This is a genomic window from Burkholderia sp. AU17457, assembly GCF_002223255.1.
Taxonomy (GTDB): Bacteria; Pseudomonadota; Gammaproteobacteria; order Burkholderiales; family Burkholderiaceae; genus Burkholderia; species Burkholderia sola.
The window spans coordinates 1,770,878-1,789,457 of the sequence record NZ_NKFB01000003.1 but is presented as its reverse complement, the minus strand read 5'-3'; the positions used below and the strand labels follow the sequence as shown (position 1 = coordinate 1,789,457).

Here is an 18,580-nt window from a genome sequence, read left to right as displayed (position 1 = left end):
AAGGAGCGAATGATGGCGGCAATTACCGCAAGCATGGTGGCAGAACTGCGCGCGAAGACCGACGCACCGATGATGGAGTGCAAGAAGGCGCTGACGGAAGCCGACGGCGATCTGGCCAAGGCTGAAGAGCTGCTGCGCGTCAAGCTCGGCAACAAGGCGAGCAAGGCCGCATCGCGCGTGACGGCAGAAGGCGTCGTCGCATCGTTCGTCGGCGGCAACGCAGGCGCGCTGGTCGAGCTGAACTGCGAAACCGACTTCGTCGCGAAGAACGACGACTTCCTCGCGTTCTCGAAGACGGTGGCAGAACTCGTCGCGACGCAGAACCCGGCCGACGTGGCCGCGCTGTCGGCGCTGCCGCTCGAAGGCTCGACCGTCGACGCAGTGCGTCTGGCGCTGATCGGCAAGATCGGCGAGAACGTGTCGATCCGCCGTTTCGTCCGTTTCGAAACCGCGAACAAGATCGCGACGTACCTGCACGGCGCGCGTATCGGCGTGATCGTCGAGTACACGGGCGCGGAAGAGCAGGTCGGCAAGGACGTCGCGATGCACATCGCCGCGATGAAGCCGGTCGCGCTGTCGTCGGCCGACGTGCCGGCGGAACTGATCGAGACGGAACGCCGCGTCGCCGAGCAGAAGGCTGCCGAATCGGGCAAGCCGGCTGAAATCGTCGCGAAGATGGTCGACGGCAGCGTCCAGAAGTACCTGAAGGAAGTGTCGCTGCTGAACCAGACGTTCGTGAAGAACGACAAGCAGACGATCGAGCAGATGCTGAAGGCGGCGAATGCGGCAGTGCAGAAGTTCGCGCTGTTCGTCGTCGGCGAAGGCATCGAGAAGCGCCAGGACGACTTCGCCGCCGAAGTGGCCGCGCAAGTCGCAGCAGCCAAGCAGCAGTAAGCAGTTCGCAGTATCCGCGGCGGGGCGTCCGCTCCGCCGCGGCCGGCGGCGCCGCCGGCCGGCCGGGAACCCCGGTCCGGTCGTCGGCGCTTGCCCGAATCAGTATTTCGCCCCTACAGTTCGTGGTTGTCATCCTCTCGTCGCTCGGAAGCCCCTATGTCCAATGCCTATAAACGCGTCCTCCTCAAACTCTCCGGCGAAGCGCTGATGGGCGACGATGCCTTCGGCATCAATCGCGCGACGATCGAACGGATGGTGGCCGATATCGCCGAAGTCGTGCGTCTCGGGACGCAGCTCGCGGTCGTGATCGGTGGCGGTAATATTTTCCGCGGCGTCGCGGGCGGCGCGGCCGGCATGGACCGCGCGACGGCCGACTACATGGGGATGCTGGCGACGATGATGAACGCGCTGGCACTGCAGGACGCGATGCGCCACGCCGGCATCGAGGCGCGCGTGCAGTCCGCGCTGCGCATGGACCAGGTCGTCGAGCCGTACATCCGGCCCCGCGCGATCCGTCAGCTCGAGGAAGGCCGCGTCGTGATCTTCGCGGCCGGCACCGGCAACCCGTTCTTCACGACGGATACCGCCGCCGCGCTGCGCGGCTCGGAAGTGGGCGCCGAAGTCGTGCTGAAGGCGACCAAGGTCGATGGCGTATATTCTGCCGATCCGAAGAAGGATCCGTCGGCCACGCGCTACACGACGATCAGCTTCGACGAGGCGATCAGCCGCAACCTGCAGGTGATGGACGCGACGGCGTTTGCGCTGTGCCGCGACCAGAAGCTGCCGATTCGCGTGTTTTCGATCAACAAGCCGGGCGCGCTCAAGCGCATCGTGCTGGGCGAGGACGAAGGTACGCTCGTCCACGTGTAAACTCCCGCGGATGCGGGCGACCGGCGCGGGTTGCCGGCCGCGGCGCGCGACGTGCGTCGGGCGGGGCCCGCGTTCTTTGAAGGTTTGAAGGTTCGGAGGTTGAAATGAGTGTCGCTGATGTGAAGAAGGGCGTCGAGCAAAAGATGCAGCGCTCGATCGAAGCGTTCAAGAACGATCTGGCCAAGATCCGTACGGGCCGTGCACACACCGGTCTGCTCGATCACGTGCAGGTCGACTACTACGGCTCGATGGTGCCGATCTCGCAGGTCGCGAACCTGACGCTCGTCGACGCGCGCACGATCGGCGTGCAGCCGTGGGAAAAGAACATGGTCGCGAAGGTCGAGAAGGCCATCCGCGAAGCCGATCTGGGCCTGAATCCGGCGACGACCGGCGACCTGATCCGCGTGCCGATGCCCGCGCTGACGGAAGAGCGCCGCCGCGAGCTGACCAAGGTCGTGAAGAGCGAAGGCGAAACGGCCAAGGTCGCGATCCGCAACCTGCGCCGCGACGCGAACGAAGCGCTGAAGAAGCTCGTGAAGGACAAGGAAATCTCGGAAGACGACGAGCGCCGCGCGAGCGACGACGTGCAGAAGCTGACCGACAAGCACGTTGCCGAAATCGACAAGCTCGTGCAGACCAAGGAAGCCGAGATCATGACGGTCTGACGACCGTCCTCGCGCGCCGTCTTCTTCCCGCATTACTGTCTCAACGGCCATGACCTATACCAGCTCTACCGTTCGCGTGCCTGACGTCGGCGTCGTGCCGCGTCACATCGCGATCATCATGGACGGCAACGGCCGTTGGGCGACCGAACGCCGCTTGCCGCGCGTCGCGGGGCACACCCGCGGCGTCGATGCCGTGCGGGCGGTGGTCGAAGGCTGCGCGCGCGCCGGCGTCGAATACCTGACGCTGTTCGCGTTCAGTTCGGAAAACTGGCGTCGGCCGAACGACGAAGTGTCGTTCCTGATGCGGCTGTTCATCACCGCGCTCGAGCGCGAAGTGGGCAAGCTGCATGCGAACGGGATCCGCCTGCGCGTCGTCGGCGATCTCGACCGTTTCGAGCCGCGCATCCGCGAGCTGATTCGCCGCGCCGAGACCAAGACGGCGCGCAATACCCGTCTGACGCTTACCATCGCGGCCAACTACGGCGGCCGGTGGGACATCCTGCAGGCGACGAAGAAACTCGTCGAGCAGGCGGTGCGCGAAGGTCGCGAGGTCGAAGTGACCGAGGACGCATTCGCGCCGCACCTGGCAATGGCTTACGCGCCGGAGCCCGATCTCTTCATCCGTACCGGCGGCGAGCAGCGCGTCAGCAACTTCCTGCTGTGGCAGCTCGCGTACGCCGAATTCTATTTCACCGACAAGTACTGGCCGGATTTCGACGGCGCGGCACTGGCCGACGCGCTGGCGTCGTATACCGAGCGCGAGCGCCGTTTCGGGCGCACGAGTGCGCAGCTCGAACCGCAATCGCAGAACGCCGACTCCCTTTCATGCTGAAAACCCGTGTGATCACGGCGATCGTGATGCTGGCGGTGCTGCTGCCGGTGACGCTGTTCGCGCCGCTCGCCGGGTTCGGCGCGCTGATCGGCGTCGTTCTCGTGTTCGCCGCGTGGGAGTGGGCGCGCCTGCTGAAGCTCGGTGGTGCCGCTCCGATCGTCTATGCGGGCGTCGCGGCGCTCGCGCTCGCGGCCACCGCCCCGTTCGGCGTCGATGCGGCTTCGTCCCGTCCCCTTTTCATGGCGGCCGGCGTGTTCTGGCTGCTGGTCGGCCCGTTCGCGCTGCGGCGCAAGCCCACGCTCGCGGGCGGCGTCTGGCGGCCGTTCCTGCTGGCCGCCGGCCTTGTCGTGTTCGCCGCCTGCTGGCACGCGCTCGTTGCAGCCCGCGCGCAGGGCGTGCCGTTCGTGCTGTCACTGCTTCTGGTCGTCTGGCTGGCCGATATCGGCGCATACTTCGCGGGCAAGGCCTTCGGAAAGCGTAAACTGGCCATCACGATCAGCCCCGGCAAGAGCTGGGAGGGCGCGATCGGCGGCTGGTTCGCGGTGATGGTCGTCGGCGGTGTCGCGATGGCCATGCATGCGTTCGAACCGACCCTGTTTTCTGCATTCGCCGCGCGCTACGGGATGCCCGGCGCGTGGGCCGCGCTGACGCTGCTGGTCGCGTACAGCGTGATCGGGGACCTGTTCGAGTCGCTGCTGAAGCGGCAGGCGGGCGTGAAGGATTCGAGCGGACTACTGCCGGGCCACGGCGGCGTGCTCGATCGTGTCGACGCGCTGCTGCCGGTGTTGCCGCTCGCGATGCTGCTGCTTGGTTAAACCATTATTTCTGTTATGCAAAAACGTCTGACATTGCTCGGTTCCACGGGCTCGATCGGAGACAGCACGCTCGACGTGGTGGCGCGCCATCCCGAGCGCTTCTCGGTCTACGCGCTGACGGCGCACCGCAACGGCGACAAGCTCGTCGAGCAGTGTCTGCGCTTCGCGCCTGAAGTGGCGGTGGTCGGCGATGCCGCGACGGCCGCGCACGTCGACGCGAAACTGCGCGCGGCGGGTAGCAAGACGGTCGTGCTGCACGGCCCGCAGGCGCTTGTCGACGTGTCGAAGAGCGACGGCTGCGACACGGTGGTCGCGGCGATCGTCGGCGCGGCCGGCCTTGCGCCGAGCCTGGCGGCCGCCCGCGCCGGCAAGCGGATCCTGCTCGCGAACAAGGAAGCGCTCGTGATGTCGGGCGCGATCTTCATGGACGCCGTGCGCGACCATGGCGCGATCCTGCTGCCGGTCGACAGCGAACACAACGCGATCTTCCAGTGCATGCCGCGCGACGCGGCCGAGCACGGCGGGATCTCGAAGATCATCCTGACCGCATCGGGTGGCCCGTTCCGCACGCGCGAACCGGCCACGCTCGTCGACGTGACGCCGGACGAGGCGTGCAAGCACCCGAACTGGGTGATGGGCCGCAAGATCTCGGTCGATTCCGCGACGATGATGAACAAGGGCCTCGAGGTGATCGAGGCGCACTGGATCTTCGGGCTGCCGGGCGACCGCATCGACGTGCTGATCCATCCGCAGAGCGTGATCCATTCGCTCGTGTCGTACCGCGACGGCTCGGTGCTCGCGCAGCTCGGCAACCCCGACATGCGCACGCCGATCGCACATGCACTCGCGTTCCCCGAGCGCGTCGACGCGGGCGTCGACCAGCTCGATCTCGCGCAGATCGCCCAGCTGTCGTTCGAGAAGCCCGATTACGCGCGCTTCCCGTGCCTCGCGCTCGCGCTGAAGGCGCTCGAGGAGGGCGGTATCGCGAGCGCCGCATTGAACGCGGCGAACGAAGTGGCAGTCGAAGCATTTCTCGAGCGCCGGATCGGCTTCATGGCGATCGCGGCGACGGTCGACGCGGTGCTCAACGCGCTGCCGAACCGCGCGCCCGACGGGCTCGACGACGTCCTCGCGGCGGATGCCGAGGCTCGCCGCCTCGCCGCCGCGATCATTGCAAAAGCGCCTGCGCCACGCGTGGAGCGTACGGTCTGAATGAGGTGCTCATGAACGTGCTGGTCGAACTGGTCGCGTTTGCGGTGGCGATCGGGGTACTGGTCGTCGTGCATGAGTACGGACACTATCGCGTCGCGCGCTGGTGCGGCGTGAAGGTGCTGCGTTTCTCGATCGGCTTCGGCCAGCCTGTCGCGCGCTGGGTCAGCCGCAGGACGGGCACCGAATGGACGCTGTCCGCGCTGCCGCTCGGCGGCTACGTGAAGATGCTCGACGAGCGCGATCCGGGCCCGGGTGGCATTCCGCCCGACGAGCTCGGCCAGGCATTCAACCGCCAGTCGGTCTACAAGCGCATCGCGATCGTCGCGGCCGGGCCGATTGCGAACTTCCTGCTGGCAATCGCACTGTTTTCCCTCGTATTCGCCACCGGCGTGACCGAGCCGGCCGCGATCGTCGCGCCGCCGGCCGCCGGCACGGCGGCGGCCCGTGCGGGCTTCGACGGCAGCGAGACGGTCGTGTCGATCCGCAATGCGCAGGGCGGCGAGTCCGAGCCGGTGCGATCGTGGTCGGACCTGCGCTGGAAGCTGCTGTCGGCCGCGTTCGACCATCGCGAGGTCGTGCTCGGCGCGCGTGACGGCAATGCGACCTTCGATTTCCGCGTCGACCTTCGCAACGTCCCCGACAGCCAGCTCGACGACGACTTCATGGCCCATCTGGGTTTCGAGGCCGGCGGCGGCACGTTGTCGGTCGCGTCGGTGCAGCCGGGCAGCGCGGCGGAGCACGCCGGCCTGAAGGTCGGCGACAAGCTGGTCGCGCTCGACGGCAAGCCGATCGGCGGCGCGTCGCGCTTCATCGATGCGGTGAAGCACCGTGCGGGCCAGCCGCTCGAGCTGCGGATCGAGCGCAACGGCGCCGCGCAGACGGTGGCGATCGTGCCGCAGATGCAGCGCGACGACGAATCGGGGCAGCAGGTCGGCCGGATCGGCGCGGCGCTGTCGATGCACGCGCCATCGGTGGACGTGCGCTACGGGCCGATCGAGAGCCTGCGGCTCGGCGCGCATCGCACGTGGGACATTTCCGTGTATTCGCTGAAGATGTTCGGGCGGATGATCACGGGCAACGCGTCGCTGAAGAACCTGTCCGGCCCGGTGACGATCGCCGACTACGCGGGCAAGAGCGCGCGGCTCGGTCCGTCGGCCTTCCTGTCGTTCCTCGCCCTTGTCAGCATTAGCCTTGGCGTCCTGAACTTGTTGCCGATTCCCGTTTTGGACGGGGGGCATCTGTTATATTATGCGGTTGAAGCCGCGACCGGGAAAGCCGTCTCGGAGCGCTGGCAGCTGATTCTGCAAAGAGCCGGGTTGATCTGCATCGTCGCGTTGTCGGCGATCGCGCTGTTCAACGATCTGGCTCGGTTAATCCATTTCTGAAGCGTCAGGCGGCGGCCGGTGGTCAGCCGCCTGATTTGATGCAGCTAAATATTGGGGATGCATGTTGTTCAAACCTCATCGCTTTGTACCTAAGACAGTTGCAGCGGCCGCGCTCGCCGCGTACGGCCTCGCGGCGCATGCAGCGGCACCGTTCGTGGTGCAAGACATCAAGATCGAGGGGCTGCAGCGCGTCGAAGCGGGTTCGGTGTTCGCCTATCTGCCGATCAAGCAGGGCGATACCTTCACGGACGACAAGGCATCCGAAGCAATCCGCGCGTTGTACGCGACGGGCTTTTTCAACGACGTGCGCATCGCCACGCAGGGCAACGTCGTGATCGTGCAGGTGCAGGAGCGTCCGGCCATCGCGTCGATCGACTTCACCGGCACGAAGGAATTCGACAAGGACAACCTGACGAAGGCGCTGCGCGCGGTCGGCCTGGCCGATGGCCGCTACTACGACAAGGCGCTCGTCGACAAGGCGGAGCAGGAGCTCAAGCGCCAGTACCTGACGCGCGGCTTCTATGCGGCCGAGGTCAAGACGACGGTCACGCCGGTCGACGCGAACCGCGTGTCGATCCTGTTCGCGGTCGCCGAAGGCCCGAGCGCGAAGATCCGCCAGATCAACTTCATCGGCAACAAGGCATTCAGCACCAGCACGCTGCGCGACGAGATGCAGTTGTCGACGCCGAACTGGTTCTCCTGGTACACGAAGAACGACCTGTACTCGAAGGAAAAGCTCACGGGCGACCTCGAGGCCGTGCGCTCGTACTACCTGAACCGCGGCTACCTCGAGTTCAACATCGAGTCGACCCAGGTGTCGATCTCGCCGGACAAGAAGGACATGTACCTGACGGTCACACTGCATGAAGGCGAGCCGTACACGGTGTCGGGCATCAAGCTGTCGGGCAACCTGCTCGATCGCGAGGCCGAACTCAACAAGCTGATCAAGATCAAGCCGGGCGACCGCTTCTCGGCCGAAAAGCTGCAGCAGACCACCAAGTCGATCGTCGACAAGCTCGGCGAATACGGCTACGCATTCGCGACCGTCAACGCGCAGCCGGACATCGACCAGGCGAACCACAAGGTGAACCTGAACCTCGTCGTCGATCCGAGCCGCCGCGTGTACGTGCGCCGCATCAACGTGGTCGGCAATACGCGCACGCGCGACGAAGTGGTGCGCCGCGAAATGCGCCAGCTCGAAAGCTCGTGGTTCGACTCGAACCGCCTCGCGCTGTCGAAGGACCGCGTGAACCGCCTCGGCTACTTCACCAACGTCGACGTGACGACGGTGCCGGTCGAAGGCACGAACGACCAGGTCGACGTGAACGTGAAGGTCGACGAAAAGCCGACCGGCGCGATCACGCTGGGCGCCGGCTTCTCGTCGACGGACAAGGTCGTGCTGTCGGCCGGCGTGTCGCAGGACAACGTGTTCGGTTCGGGCACGAGCCTGTCGGTGAACGTCAACACCGCGAAGAGCTACCGCACGCTGACCGTCACGCAGGTCGATCCGTACTTCACGGTCGACGGCATCAAGCGGATCACCGACGTGTTCTACCGCACGTACCAGCCGCTCTACTATTCGACGAGCTCGAGCTTCCGGATCATCAGCGCGGGCGGCAACCTGAAGTTCGGCATTCCGTTCTCGGAAGTCGACACCGTCTACTTCGGCGCGGGCTTCGAGCAGAACCGCCTCGACGTCGATTCGAACACGCCGCAGAGCTACCAGGATTACGTGAACCAGTTCGGCCGCGTGTCGAACACGGTGCCGCTGACGGTCGCATGGTCGCGCGACGCGCGTGACAGCGCGCTGATTCCGAGCCGCGGCTACTTCACGCAGGCGAACATGGAGTACGGCGTGCCGGTCGGCAAGATCCAGTACTACAAGGCGGACCTGCAGGCGCAGTACTACTATTCGTTCTCGCGCGGCTTCATCCTGGGCCTGAACCTGCAAGGCGGCTACGGTAACGGTATCGGCAACCCGTACCCGATCTTCAAGAACTACTACGCGGGCGGTATCGGCTCCGTGCGGGGCTACGAGCCGAGCTCGCTGGGCCCGCGCGACACGAAGACGAACGACCCGATCGGCGGTTCGAAGATGCTGGTCGGCAACATCGAGCTGACGTTCCCGCTGCCGGGTACCGGCTACGACCGCACGCTGCGCGTGTTCACGTTCCTCGACGGCGGTAACGTGTGGGGTAACGCGCCGGGCGGCACGAGTACGGGCGCCAACGGCCTGCGCTACGGCTACGGCGTGGGTCTCGCGTGGATCTCGCCGATCGGCCCGCTGAAGCTGAGCCTCGGCTTCCCGCTGCAGAAGCATGAAGGCGACCAGTACCAGAAATTCCAGTTCCAGATCGGGACGGCGTTCTGACCGAACGCATGACAACAGCAACGAGAGGGTAATTTTGCTAACCGGTAAGTTTTCGAAACGAGTGATGTGCGCGTTGACCGTTGCGCTGGCCTTGGGCGCGGCAACGGTGCACGCACAGGACGTCGCCCGCATCGCGGCGGTCAATTCGGATCGGATCCTGCGCGAGTCGGCGCCCGCGAAGGCGGCGCAGACGAAGCTCGAAGCCGAGTTCGCGAAGCGGGACAAGGATCTGCAGGACCTGGCGGCGCGCCTGAAGTCGATGTCCGATTCGCTGGACAAGAACGGCACGTCGCTGTCGGCGGCCGATCGCGCGCAGAAGCAGCGCGATCTCGCGCAGCTCGACACCGACTTCCAGCGCAAGCAGCGCGAGTTCCGCGAAGACCTGAACCAGCGTCGCAACGAAGAGCTGGCGGCCGTGCTGGAAAGGGCGAACAAGGTTATCAAGCAGATCGCCGAGCAGCAGAATTACGACCTGATCGTGCAGGAAGCCGTGTACGTCAGCCCGCGCATCGACATCACCGACAAGGTGCTCAAGGCGCTCGCGTCCGGCTCGACGAACTGAACGGAGCAGACGACGAATGGCATTGACGCTTGAGGCACTCGTAAAGCGGTTCGGCGGCGAGATCGCCGGCGACGCCCAGTGCACGGTCAGCGGCCTCGCGCCGCTCGACCAGGCAGGCCCTCAGCAGCTCGCGTTCCTCGCGAACCCGAAGTACCTGTCGCAGGTCGAGACGACCCGCGCCGGCGCGGTGCTGATCGCGCCGAAGGATCTGGAAAAGCTGGGCGCGGCCGCGAAGGGTCGCAATTTCATCGTGACGCCGAATCCGTACGCGTATTTCGCGCGCGTCGCGCAGATGTTCATCGATCTCGCCACGCCGCCGCGCGCGGCCGGCGTGCATCCGAGCGCGACGATCGATCCGGCCGCGCAGGTCGCCGCGACCGCGGTGATCGGCCCGCACGTGACGGTCGAAGCTGGCGCGGTGATCGAAGACGGCGTGCAGCTCGACGCGAACGTCTTCGTCGGTCGCGGCACGACGATCGGCGCCGGCTCGCATTTCTATCCGAACGCATCGGTGTACCACGGCTGCAAGATCGGCCCGCGCGCGATCGTCCATTCGGGCGCCGTGATCGGCTCCGACGGCTTCGGCTTCGCACCGGATTTCGTCGGCGACGGCGACGCGCGCACCGGCAGCTGGGTCAAGATCCCGCAGGTCGGCGGCGTGACGATCGGCCCGGACGTCGAAATCGGCGCGAACACGACGATCGACCGCGGCGCGATGGCGGATACCGTCATCGAGGAATGCGTGAAGATCGACAACCAGGTGCAGATCGGCCACAACTGCCGGATCGGCGCGTACACGGTGATCGCCGGCAGCGCCGGCATCGCGGGCAGTACGACGATCGGCCGCCATTGCATGATCGGCGGCGCGGCCGGGATCGCCGGCCACGTGACGCTCGGCGACTACGTCATCATCACCGCGAAGTCGGGCGTATCGAAGTCGCTGCCGAAGGCCGGCATCTATACCAGCGCGTTCCCGGCCGTTGACCACGGCGAATGGAACAAGAGCGCCGCGCTCGTGCGCAACCTCGACAAGCTGCGCGAGCGCATCAAGGCGCTCGAAGCCGCGCTCGCCGCCCAGGGCGGCGCGGGCGCCTGAGCGCGTCATGCGAGACCACGAACCGGGCACGGCCAGCGCAACCGGCCCGGTTTGCCAGACTGGGCCGCGCGGCGGCCCGCTTCAGCCTTTGCATCACCACCGCGCAGCCTCTGCGTGAGACGAACCATCATGAGCACTGAAAAAATCAATCTCGACATCCACAAGATCCTCACGCTGCTGCCGCATCGCTACCCGATTCTGCTCGTCGACCGCGTGCTCGAACTCGAACCGCACAAAGGGATCAAAGCGCTGAAGAACGTGTCGATCAACGAGCCGTTCTTCCAGGGGCACTTCCCGAAGCGGCCGGTGATGCCGGGCGTGCTGATCCTCGAGGCGCTCGCACAAGCCGCGGCGCTGCTGACGTTCGCGGAAGAGCAGCCGAAGGATCCGGAGAACACGCTGTACTACTTCGTCGGGATCGACGGCGCCCGCTTCAAGCGCGTGGTCGAACCGGGCGACCAGCTGATCCTGAACGTGACGTTCGAGCGCTACATCCGCGGCATCTGGAAATTCAAGGCGGTGGCGGAAGTGGACGGCAAGGTGGCGGCGGAAGCCGAACTGATGTGCACGGTCAAGACGGCCGACGCGGCGCCCTGAGCGACGCGGCACGCATGGATAACATAACGCGAGCAACGCGACACATCATATCGAGAGGCAACGGCGCATGACCAGGATTCATCCTACCGCGATCGTCGAGCCGGGCGCGCAGATCGACGAATCGGTCGAGATCGGCCCGTACGCGATCGTCGGCCCGCACGTCACGATCGGCGCGCGCACGACGATCGGCTCGCACAGCGTGATCGAGGGGCATACGACGCTCGGCGAGGACAACCGCATCGGCCATTACGCGTCGGTCGGCGGCCGTCCGCAGGACATGAAGTACAAGGACGAGCCGACGAAGCTCGTGATCGGCAACCGCAACACGATCCGCGAATTCACGACGATCCACACGGGCACCGTGCAGGACGTCGGCGTGACGACGCTCGGCGACGATAACTGGATCATGGCCTACGTGCATATCGGTCATGACTGCCGCGTCGGCAACAACGTGATCCTGTCGAGCAACGCGCAGATGGCCGGCCACGTCGAGATCGGCGATTTCGCGATCGTCGGCGGCATGTCGGGCGTGCACCAGTTCGTGCGCATCGGCGCGCATTCGATGCTGGGCGGCGCGTCGGCGCTCGTGCAGGACATCCCGCCGTTCGTGATCGCGGCGGGCAACAAGGCCGAGCCGCACGGTATCAACGTCGAAGGGCTGCGCCGGCGCGGCTTCTCGGCCGACGCGATCTCGGCGCTGCGCAGCGCGTACCGCTTGCTGTACAAGAACGGCCTGTCGCTCGAGGAAGCGAAGGTGCAATTGCGCGAGCTCGCGGAAGCGGGCGGCGACGGCGATGCACCGGTGAAGGCGCTCGTCGAGTTCATCGACGCGTCGCAACGCGGCATCATCCGCTAAGCGATGCCGCTCACGACCCATCAGCTCCGGCTCGCGATGGTGGCCGGCGAGCCGTCGGGCGACCTGCTCGCGGCGTCGCTGCTCGGCGGACTGCGCGAGCGGCTGCCCGAAGCGGCCCGGTATTACGGGATCGGCGGGCCGCGCATGATCGCGCAGGGCTTCGACTCGCACTGGCAGATGGACAAGCTGACCGTGCGCGGCTATGTCGAGGCGCTGGGCCAGATTCCCGAGATCCTGCGGATTCGCGGCGAACTCAAGCGCCAGCTGCTCGCCGAGCGGCCGGACGCGTTCATCGGCGTCGACGCGCCCGATTTCAACTTCAGCGTCGAACAGGCGGCGCGCGACGCGGGCATCCCGTCGATCCACTTCGTGTGCCCGTCGATCTGGGCGTGGCGCGGCGGCAGGATCAAGAAGATCGCGAAGTCCGTCGATCACATGCTGTGCCTGTTCCCGTTCGAACCGGCGATCCTCGACAAGGCTGGCGTCGCATCGACGTACGTCGGTCATCCGCTGGCCGACGACATTCCGCTCGAACCCGACACGCACGGCGCGCGCATCGCGCTGGGTCTGCCGGCCGACGGCCCCGTGATCGCGGTGCTGCCGGGCAGCCGGCGCTCGGAGATCGCGCTGATCGGCCCGACGTTCTTTGCGGCGATGGCGCTGATGCAGCAGCGCGAGCCCGGTGTGCGGTTCGTGATGCCGGCGGCGACGCCCGCGCTGCGCGAACTGCTGCAGCCGCTCGTCGACGCCCATCCGCAGCTCGCGCTGACGATCACCGACGGCCGTTCGCAGGTCGCGATGACGGCCGCCGACGCGATCCTCGTGAAGAGCGGCACCGTCACGCTGGAAGCCGCGCTGCTGAAAAAGCCGATGGTGATCTCGTACAAGGTGCCCTGGCTGACCGGGCAGATCATGCGTCGGCAGGGCTACCTGCCGTATGTCGGCTTGCCGAACATCCTGGCGGGGCGCTTCGTCGTGCCGGAGCTGCTGCAGCATTTCGCGACGCCCGAGGCGCTCGCCGATGCGACGCTCACACAGCTGCGCGACGACGCGAACCGCCGCACGCTGACCGAAGTGTTTACCGAAATGCATCTGTCGCTGCGGCAGAATACGGCCGCGAAGGCGGCCGAGGCCGTCGTGCGCGTGCTCGAACAACGCAAGGGGGGCGCATGACCGCCGTCCGTGCACCGCGCCGCCGCGCGCCGAGCGACGTGCAGGGCGGTTTCGACTTCAGCCGCCCGGACGAGATCGTCTGCGGCGTCGACGAAGCGGGCCGAGGCCCGCTCGCCGGGCCGGTGGTGGCCGCCGCGGTGATTCTCGATCCGGCGCAGCCGATCGACGGGCTCGACGATTCGAAAGCGCTGTCCGCGAAAAAGCGCGACATGCTGTACGACCTGATCGTCGCGCGTTCGCGCGCGTACTGCGTCGCGTCGGCGAGCGTCGACGAGATCGATACGCTGAACATCCTGCATGCGACGATGCTCGCGATGAAACGGGCGGTCGAAGGGCTGTCGGTGCTGCCGACGCTCGCGCAGATCGACGGCAACCGTTGCCCGACGTTGATGGTACGTGCCGAGGCGATCGTCAGCGGCGACGCGCTCGTGCCGAGCATCTCGGCCGCGTCGATCCTCGCGAAGGTCACGCGCGACCGCATGCTGGTCGACCTGCATGAGCGCTTCCCCGTATATGGCTTCAACGTGCATGCCGGGTACGGCACGCCGAAACATCTTGCCGCGCTGCGCGAGCACGGCCCGTGCGAAGTGCATCGGCGCTCGTTTGCCCCCGTGCGCGAGGCGCTCGACCTGATTCGATGAAAAGCATCACTTCCCGCGACAACCCGCTGTACAAGCGCCTGAAGACGCTCGCGGGTTCGACGCCCCATCAGCGCCGCAGCGGCCAGGCGCTGCTCGAAGGTTTCCACCTCGCGAGCGCGTACCTCGATACGGGCGCGGCGCCCGAACTGTGCGTGACGACCGAAGGCGCGCTCGGCCACGCGGAGGCGCAGGCGATCGTCGCGCGCATCGACGCGCAGCGGATCGTCACGCTGCCGGACGCGTTGTTCGGGCAGTTGTCGAACGTCGTCAACGGCGTCGGCTTCCTGCTGCTGGTCGACCGGCCGGCGCAACCGCTGCCCGGGCGCGTCACGCATACGTCGGTCGTGCTCGACGGCGTGCAGGATGCCGGCAACGTCGGCTCGATCCTGCGCAGCGCGGCGGCGGCCGGCGTGCGTCACGTGTTCTGCGCACCGGGGACGGCCCATGCGTGGTCGTCGAAGGTGCTGCGTTCGGGCATGGGCGCGCATTTCCTGTTGTCGATCCATGAGGACGTCGAAGCGGCGGCGCTGGCCGAACGCCTCGACGTACCGGTCGCGCTGACCGACTCGCACGGCGCGCAGGCCGTCTACGACTGCGACCTGTCGGGGCCCGTCGCGTGGGTGTTCGGTAACGAAGGCGCCGGCGTGTCGGCGTTCTGGCGCGACGCGGCCACGCATCGGGTGACGATTCCGCAACCGGGCGGGATGGAGTCGCTGAACGTTGCTGCTGCGGCAGCGGTGTGCCTGTTCGAGCAGGTACGGCAGCAGCGGCCGGCGTGACGCCGCACGCGTTGCATGTGCGGTAAAACGAAACAAGGCCGCGTTCGACGCGGCCTTGTTGTTTTCGGCGACGGCCGGACGGCCGCCTGCGCTCTCGCGCTCAGTACGACTGCCGGTCGAGGCGGATTTCCTGCAGGATCGTCGTCGCGATTTCCTCGATCGACTTGTGCGTCGACGACAGCCACTTGATCCCTTCGCGGCGCATCATCGCCTCGGCCTCGTTGATCTCGTAGCGGCAGTTCTCGGGTGCCGCGTACTTGCTGCCCGGCCGGCGCTCGTTGCGGATTTCCGACAGGCGCTGCGGGTCGATCGACAGCCCGAACAGCTTCTCGCTGTACGGCGACAGCGCCGACGGCAGCTTGCCGCGTTCGAAATCCTCCGGAATCAGCGGATAGTTGGCGGCCTTCACGCCGTACTGCATCGCGAGGTACAGGCTCGTCGGCGTCTTGCCGCTGCGCGACACGCCGACCAGGATCACGTCGGCTTCCGACAGGTTGCGGTTCGACTGGCCGTCGTCGTGTGCGAGCGAGAAGTTGATCGCCTCGATCCGCGTCTTGTACTCCTCGGTGTCCGCATTCTGGTGGCCGCGGCCCATCGCGTGGCTCGACTTGAGCTCCAGTTCCTGCTCGAGCGGCTCGACGAAGCGCTGGAACATGTCGAGCACGAGCGCGTTCGAGCGCTTGACGATGTCGTTCGACTCGCTGTCGACGAGCGTCGTGAACACGATCGCGCGGCGGCCGTCGTGTACGGCGGCCTCGTTGATCTTCTCGACGGTCGCATAGGCCTTGTCGAGCGAGTCGACGAACGGCACGCGCACGAGGCGGAATTTCTGGTCGAACTGGGAGAGGATCGAGTGCGCGAAGGTTTCGGCAGTGATCCCGGTGCCGTCGGAGACGATGAATACGGTAGGCAGCATGAATCTGGACGTCGAGCGTGAAGGGCAGTTGCGCGGGCGGCTGGAGGCACGCCTCCACACCCAGTGACAAGGTCGCGCCACATCCGGCAGCCGGCACGGTAGAATAGCGGCAACCTGTTGGATAAGCAATTGCGGGGGCGGGGCGCGAACGGCGCCCGCGACTTGGCCGCGAGATTCGAGAATTCCCGGCAAGTCTGGCGATTTGTCTGCAAATATCGCCCTTCTGCCGGGATTTTTGCAAATCGGGTCGGATGATTTTCGCCGCTGCGAGTGTTTATCTAACAGGTTGCGCAAGACGCGCCGCGCCTTTTTGCAAGCGCCCGCGTCCGAGCCCACTTGCGCGATCGAGCATTTTTTTCACACTTAGGGGCTTGTATGACTAACGCAGCAAACGTCGCAAAGGACCAGGCGTATGTAATTCCGTTCGAGCAGTTGCGGATGACCGATGTGGAGATCGTGGGCGGCAAGAATGCGTCGCTCGGCGAGATGATCAGCCAGCTTTCCGAAGCAGGCGTTCGCGTACCCACCGGTTTCGCCACGACCGCGCTCGCATTCCGCGATTTCCTCAAGCACAACGACCTCACCGATCGCATCGCCAAGCGTCTCGAGTCGCTCGACATCGACGACGTGAAGGCGCTCGCCGAAGCCGGTGCCGAAATCCGCAAGTGGATCGTCGACGCGCCGCTGCAGGCGCGCCTCGAGCAGGAAATCCGCGCGCAGTTCGACGTGCTGAAGAACGGCTCGCCGAACGAACTGTCGTTCGCCGTGCGCTCGTCCGCGACCGCGGAAGACCTGCCCGACGCGTCGTTCGCCGGCCAGCAGGAGTCGTATCTGAACGTCGTCGGCATCGACGACGTGCTCGACCGCATGAAGCACGTGTTCGCGTCGCTGTACAACGACCGCGCGATCTCGTACCGCGTGCACAAGGGCTTCACGCACGCCGAAGTCGCGCTGTCGGCCGGTGTGCAGCGCATGGTCCGCTCGGACGTCGGCGCGGCCGGCGTGATGTTCACGATCGATACCGAATCGGGCTTCAAGGACGCCGTGTTCATCACGTCGAGCTACGGCCTGGGCGAAACCGTCGTGCAGGGCGCGGTGAACCCGGACGAGTTCTACGTGTTCAAGACGACGCTCGCGCAGGACAAGTACCCGATCATCCGCCGCTCGATCGGCTCGAAGCTGATCAAGATGGAATTCACGCAGCCGGGCGAGCCGGGCCGCGTGAAGACGGTCGACGTGCCGCACGAGCAGCGCAACCGCTACTCGATCACCGACGAAGACGTGATCGAGCTGGCGAAGTACGCGGTCATCATCGAGAAGCACTACCAGCGTCCGATGGACATCGAGTGGGGCAAGGACGGCCGCGACGGCAAGATCTTCATCCTGCAGGCGCGTCCGGAAACGGTGAAGAGCCAGGCGAGCGGCAAGGCCGAGCAGCGCTTCAAGCTGAAGGGCCAGTCGCAGGTGCTCGCGACGGGGCGTGCGATCGGCCAGAAGATCGGCGCGGGCCCCGTGCGCGTGATCCAGGATCCGTCGGAAATGGAACGCGTGCAGCCGGGCGACGTGCTGGTGGCCGACATGACCGACCCGAACTGGGAGCCGGTGATGAAGCGGGCGGCGGCGATCGTCACGAACCGTGGCGGCCGTACCTGCCACGCGGCGATCATCGCGCGTGAGCTCGGCGTGCCGGCAGTCGTCGGCTGCGGCGATGCAACGGACGTGCTGAAGGACGGCGCGCTCGTCACCGTGTCGTGCGCGGAAGGCGACGAAGGCAAGATCTACGACGGGCTGCTCGAGACGGAAGTCACGGAGGTGCAGCGCGGCGAACTGCCGGAAATCCCGGTCAAGATCATGATGAACGTCGGCAACCCGCAGCTCGCGTTCGACTTCTCGCAACTGCCGAACGGCGGCGTGGGTCTCGCGCGTCTCGAGTTCATCATCAACAACAACATCGGTGTTCACCCGAAGGCGATTCTCGAGTATCCGAACATCGACCAGGACCTGAAGAAGGCGGTCGAGAGCGTCGCGCGCGGTCACGCGTCGCCGCGTCAGTTCTACGTCGACAAGCTGACGGAAGGCGTCGCGACGATCGCGGCGGCGTTCTATCCGAAGCCCGTGATCGTGCGTCTGTCCGACTTCAAGTCGAACGAGTACAAGAAGCTGATCGGCGGTTCGCGTTACGAGCCGGACGAGGAAAACCCGATGCTGGGCTTCCGCGGCGCGTCGCGCTACATCGCCGAGGACTTCGCGCAGGCGTTCGAGATGGAATGCCGTGCACTGAAGCGCGTGCGTGACGAGATGGGCCTGACCAACGTCGAGATCATGGTGCCGTTCGTGCGGACCGTGAAGCAGGCGGAGCGCGTCGTCGGCCTGCTCGAGAAGTTCGGCCTGAAGCGCGGCGAAAACGGCCTGCGCCTCGTGATGATGTGCGAAGTCCCGACCAACGCGATCCTCGCCGAAGAGTTCCTGGAACACTTCGACGGTTTCTCGATCGGCTCGAACGACCTCACGCAGCTCACGCTCGGCCTCGACCGCGATTCGGGCATGGAACTGCTGGCCGTCGACTTCGACGAACGCGATCCGGCCGTCAAGTTCCTGTTGAAGCGTGCGATCGATACCTGCCGCAAGATGGGCAAGTACGTCGGGATCTGCGGCCAGGGCCCGTCCGATCATCCGGACTTCGCGCAATGGCTGACCGACGAAGGCATCGTCTCGATCTCGCTGAACCCCGACACGATCATCGATACGTGGCAGGCGCTCGCCAACCGCAAGTAACGGTCGGTCATGCAACTTCGGCGAAAGGGCGGTCCGCCGTGCTTTCGTTGAAGGCAAAATGCAAGGTTCGTGCTATAAACACCCCGGTAAGCACCGGGGTGTTTTTTTTCGTCGGTACGCGCGGCGATCTCCAGCGTGCCG

Annotated in this window: 17 protein-coding genes; 16 read left to right on the top strand and 1 reads right to left on the bottom strand. The window is 66.0% G+C overall.

Annotation, left to right across the window (positions count from 1 at the left end; translation table 11 throughout):
* Positions 1-12 precede the first annotated feature (12 nt).
* The 15 genes from tsf (at position 13) to CFB49_RS10970 (ending at position 14,748) form a co-directional block, all read left to right on the top strand.
* Positions 13-894, top strand: coding sequence for a translation elongation factor Ts (gene tsf / locus CFB49_RS11040; protein WP_021159104.1), 882 nt, complete (start codon positions 13-15; stop codon positions 892-894).
* A gap of 156 nt (positions 895-1,050) precedes the next feature.
* Positions 1,051-1,764, top strand: a complete 714-nt coding sequence (gene pyrH / locus CFB49_RS11035) for a UMP kinase (protein WP_006402648.1) — start codon at positions 1,051-1,053, stop codon at positions 1,762-1,764.
* A gap of 104 nt (positions 1,765-1,868) precedes the next feature.
* On the top strand, positions 1,869-2,429 hold the full coding sequence (frr, locus tag CFB49_RS11030; protein WP_006478492.1) for a ribosome recycling factor: 561 nt from the start codon (positions 1,869-1,871) through the stop codon (positions 2,427-2,429).
* Positions 2,430-2,478: 49 nt separating this feature from the next.
* The gene (gene uppS, locus CFB49_RS11025) at positions 2,479-3,261 is read left to right on the top strand and encodes a polyprenyl diphosphate synthase (RefSeq protein WP_034188847.1); all 783 of its coding nucleotides are present in this window, start codon (positions 2,479-2,481) and stop codon (positions 3,259-3,261) included.
* Positions 3,255-4,076: a phosphatidate cytidylyltransferase gene (locus tag CFB49_RS11020; protein ID WP_089491319.1), complete on the top strand. Its 822-nt coding sequence runs from the start codon at positions 3,255-3,257 to the stop codon at positions 4,074-4,076. The genes uppS and CFB49_RS11020 overlap by 7 nt, the downstream gene beginning before the upstream one ends.
* Positions 4,077-4,091: 15 nt before the next feature.
* Complete coding sequence (locus CFB49_RS11015) at positions 4,092-5,288, top strand: 1-deoxy-D-xylulose-5-phosphate reductoisomerase (RefSeq protein ID WP_050012899.1); 1,197 nt, start codon at positions 4,092-4,094, stop codon at positions 5,286-5,288.
* Between the two features lie 11 nt (positions 5,289-5,299).
* The gene (gene rseP / locus CFB49_RS11010; protein WP_089491318.1) at positions 5,300-6,673 is read left to right on the top strand and encodes an RIP metalloprotease RseP; all 1,374 of its coding nucleotides are present in this window, start codon (positions 5,300-5,302) and stop codon (positions 6,671-6,673) included.
* Between the two features lie 61 nt (positions 6,674-6,734).
* Entirely contained in the window at positions 6,735-9,044 is a 2,310-nt protein-coding gene (gene bamA, locus CFB49_RS11005) for an outer membrane protein assembly factor BamA (protein WP_069617662.1), read from the top strand.
* A 64-nt stretch (positions 9,045-9,108) separates the two neighbouring features.
* Positions 9,109-9,606 (top strand): OmpH family outer membrane protein, encoded by a 498-nt coding sequence (locus CFB49_RS11000; RefSeq protein WP_048248617.1) that lies wholly within the window; start codon positions 9,109-9,111, stop codon positions 9,604-9,606.
* A gap of 16 nt (positions 9,607-9,622) precedes the next feature.
* Positions 9,623-10,702 carry a UDP-3-O-(3-hydroxymyristoyl)glucosamine N-acyltransferase gene (lpxD, locus tag CFB49_RS10995; RefSeq protein ID WP_089491317.1) on the top strand — a complete coding sequence of 360 codons (1,080 nt, stop codon included), beginning with the start codon at positions 9,623-9,625 and terminating at the stop codon, positions 10,700-10,702.
* A 129-nt stretch (positions 10,703-10,831) separates the two neighbouring features.
* Positions 10,832-11,299, top strand: a complete 468-nt coding sequence (gene fabZ, locus CFB49_RS10990; RefSeq protein WP_006495559.1) for a 3-hydroxyacyl-ACP dehydratase FabZ — start codon at positions 10,832-10,834, stop codon at positions 11,297-11,299.
* Between the two features lie 67 nt (positions 11,300-11,366).
* On the top strand, positions 11,367-12,155 hold the full coding sequence (lpxA, locus tag CFB49_RS10985; protein ID WP_050012895.1) for an acyl-ACP--UDP-N-acetylglucosamine O-acyltransferase: 789 nt from the start codon (positions 11,367-11,369) through the stop codon (positions 12,153-12,155).
* Positions 12,156-12,158: 3 nt separating this feature from the next.
* Positions 12,159-13,328 (top strand): lipid-A-disaccharide synthase, encoded by a 1,170-nt coding sequence (gene lpxB / locus CFB49_RS10980; protein WP_069617660.1) that lies wholly within the window; start codon positions 12,159-12,161, stop codon positions 13,326-13,328.
* Positions 13,325-13,969 carry a ribonuclease HII gene (gene rnhB, locus CFB49_RS10975; protein ID WP_069617659.1) on the top strand — a complete coding sequence of 215 codons (645 nt, stop codon included), beginning with the start codon at positions 13,325-13,327 and terminating at the stop codon, positions 13,967-13,969. Before lpxB ends, rnhB begins: the two co-directional genes overlap by 4 nt.
* Positions 13,966-14,748: a TrmH family RNA methyltransferase gene (locus CFB49_RS10970; protein WP_089491316.1), complete on the top strand. Its 783-nt coding sequence runs from the start codon at positions 13,966-13,968 to the stop codon at positions 14,746-14,748. Before rnhB ends, CFB49_RS10970 begins: the two co-directional genes overlap by 4 nt.
* 100 nt (positions 14,749-14,848) lie before the next feature.
* On the opposite strand, the gene ppsR is transcribed toward CFB49_RS10970, so the two are convergent.
* Positions 14,849-15,664 carry a posphoenolpyruvate synthetase regulatory kinase/phosphorylase PpsR gene (ppsR, locus tag CFB49_RS10965; protein ID WP_006483812.1) on the bottom strand — a complete coding sequence of 272 codons (816 nt, stop codon included), beginning with the start codon at positions 15,662-15,664 and terminating at the stop codon, positions 14,849-14,851.
* Positions 15,665-16,039: 375 nt separating this feature from the next.
* Here ppsR and ppsA point away from each other — a divergent pair, with 375 nt between their 5' ends.
* Positions 16,040-18,439 (top strand): phosphoenolpyruvate synthase, encoded by a 2,400-nt coding sequence (gene ppsA, locus CFB49_RS10955; protein WP_069617657.1) that lies wholly within the window; start codon positions 16,040-16,042, stop codon positions 18,437-18,439.
* Positions 18,440-18,580: the final 141 nt, after the last annotated feature.

Excerpts from the sequence above, each read along its gene's own strand:
- tsf (WP_021159104.1), top strand. The coding sequence starts at position 13 with ATGGCGGCAATTACCGCAAGCATGGTGGCAGAACTGCGCGCGAAGACC.
- pyrH (WP_006402648.1), top strand. The coding sequence starts at position 1,051 with ATGTCCAATGCCTATAAACGCGTCCTCCTCAAACTCTCCGGCGAAGCG.
- frr (WP_006478492.1), top strand. The coding sequence starts at position 1,869 with ATGAGTGTCGCTGATGTGAAGAAGGGCGTCGAGCAAAAGATGCAGCGC.
- uppS (WP_034188847.1), top strand. The coding sequence starts at position 2,479 with ATGACCTATACCAGCTCTACCGTTCGCGTGCCTGACGTCGGCGTCGTG.
- CFB49_RS11020 (WP_089491319.1), top strand. The coding sequence starts at position 3,255 with ATGCTGAAAACCCGTGTGATCACGGCGATCGTGATGCTGGCGGTGCTG.
- CFB49_RS11015 (WP_050012899.1), top strand. The coding sequence starts at position 4,092 with ATGCAAAAACGTCTGACATTGCTCGGTTCCACGGGCTCGATCGGAGAC.
- rseP (WP_089491318.1), top strand. The coding sequence starts at position 5,300 with ATGAACGTGCTGGTCGAACTGGTCGCGTTTGCGGTGGCGATCGGGGTA.
- bamA (WP_069617662.1), top strand. The coding sequence starts at position 6,735 with ATGTTGTTCAAACCTCATCGCTTTGTACCTAAGACAGTTGCAGCGGCC.
- CFB49_RS11000 (WP_048248617.1), top strand. The coding sequence starts at position 9,109 with ATGTGCGCGTTGACCGTTGCGCTGGCCTTGGGCGCGGCAACGGTGCAC.
- lpxD (WP_089491317.1), top strand. The coding sequence starts at position 9,623 with ATGGCATTGACGCTTGAGGCACTCGTAAAGCGGTTCGGCGGCGAGATC.
- fabZ (WP_006495559.1), top strand. The coding sequence starts at position 10,832 with ATGAGCACTGAAAAAATCAATCTCGACATCCACAAGATCCTCACGCTG.
- lpxA (WP_050012895.1), top strand. The coding sequence starts at position 11,367 with ATGACCAGGATTCATCCTACCGCGATCGTCGAGCCGGGCGCGCAGATC.
- lpxB (WP_069617660.1), top strand. The coding sequence starts at position 12,159 with ATGCCGCTCACGACCCATCAGCTCCGGCTCGCGATGGTGGCCGGCGAG.
- rnhB (WP_069617659.1), top strand. The coding sequence starts at position 13,325 with ATGACCGCCGTCCGTGCACCGCGCCGCCGCGCGCCGAGCGACGTGCAG.
- CFB49_RS10970 (WP_089491316.1), top strand. The coding sequence starts at position 13,966 with ATGAAAAGCATCACTTCCCGCGACAACCCGCTGTACAAGCGCCTGAAG.
- ppsR (WP_006483812.1), bottom strand. The coding sequence starts at position 15,664 with ATGCTGCCTACCGTATTCATCGTCTCCGACGGCACCGGGATCACTGCC.
- ppsA (WP_069617657.1), top strand. The coding sequence starts at position 16,040 with ATGACTAACGCAGCAAACGTCGCAAAGGACCAGGCGTATGTAATTCCG.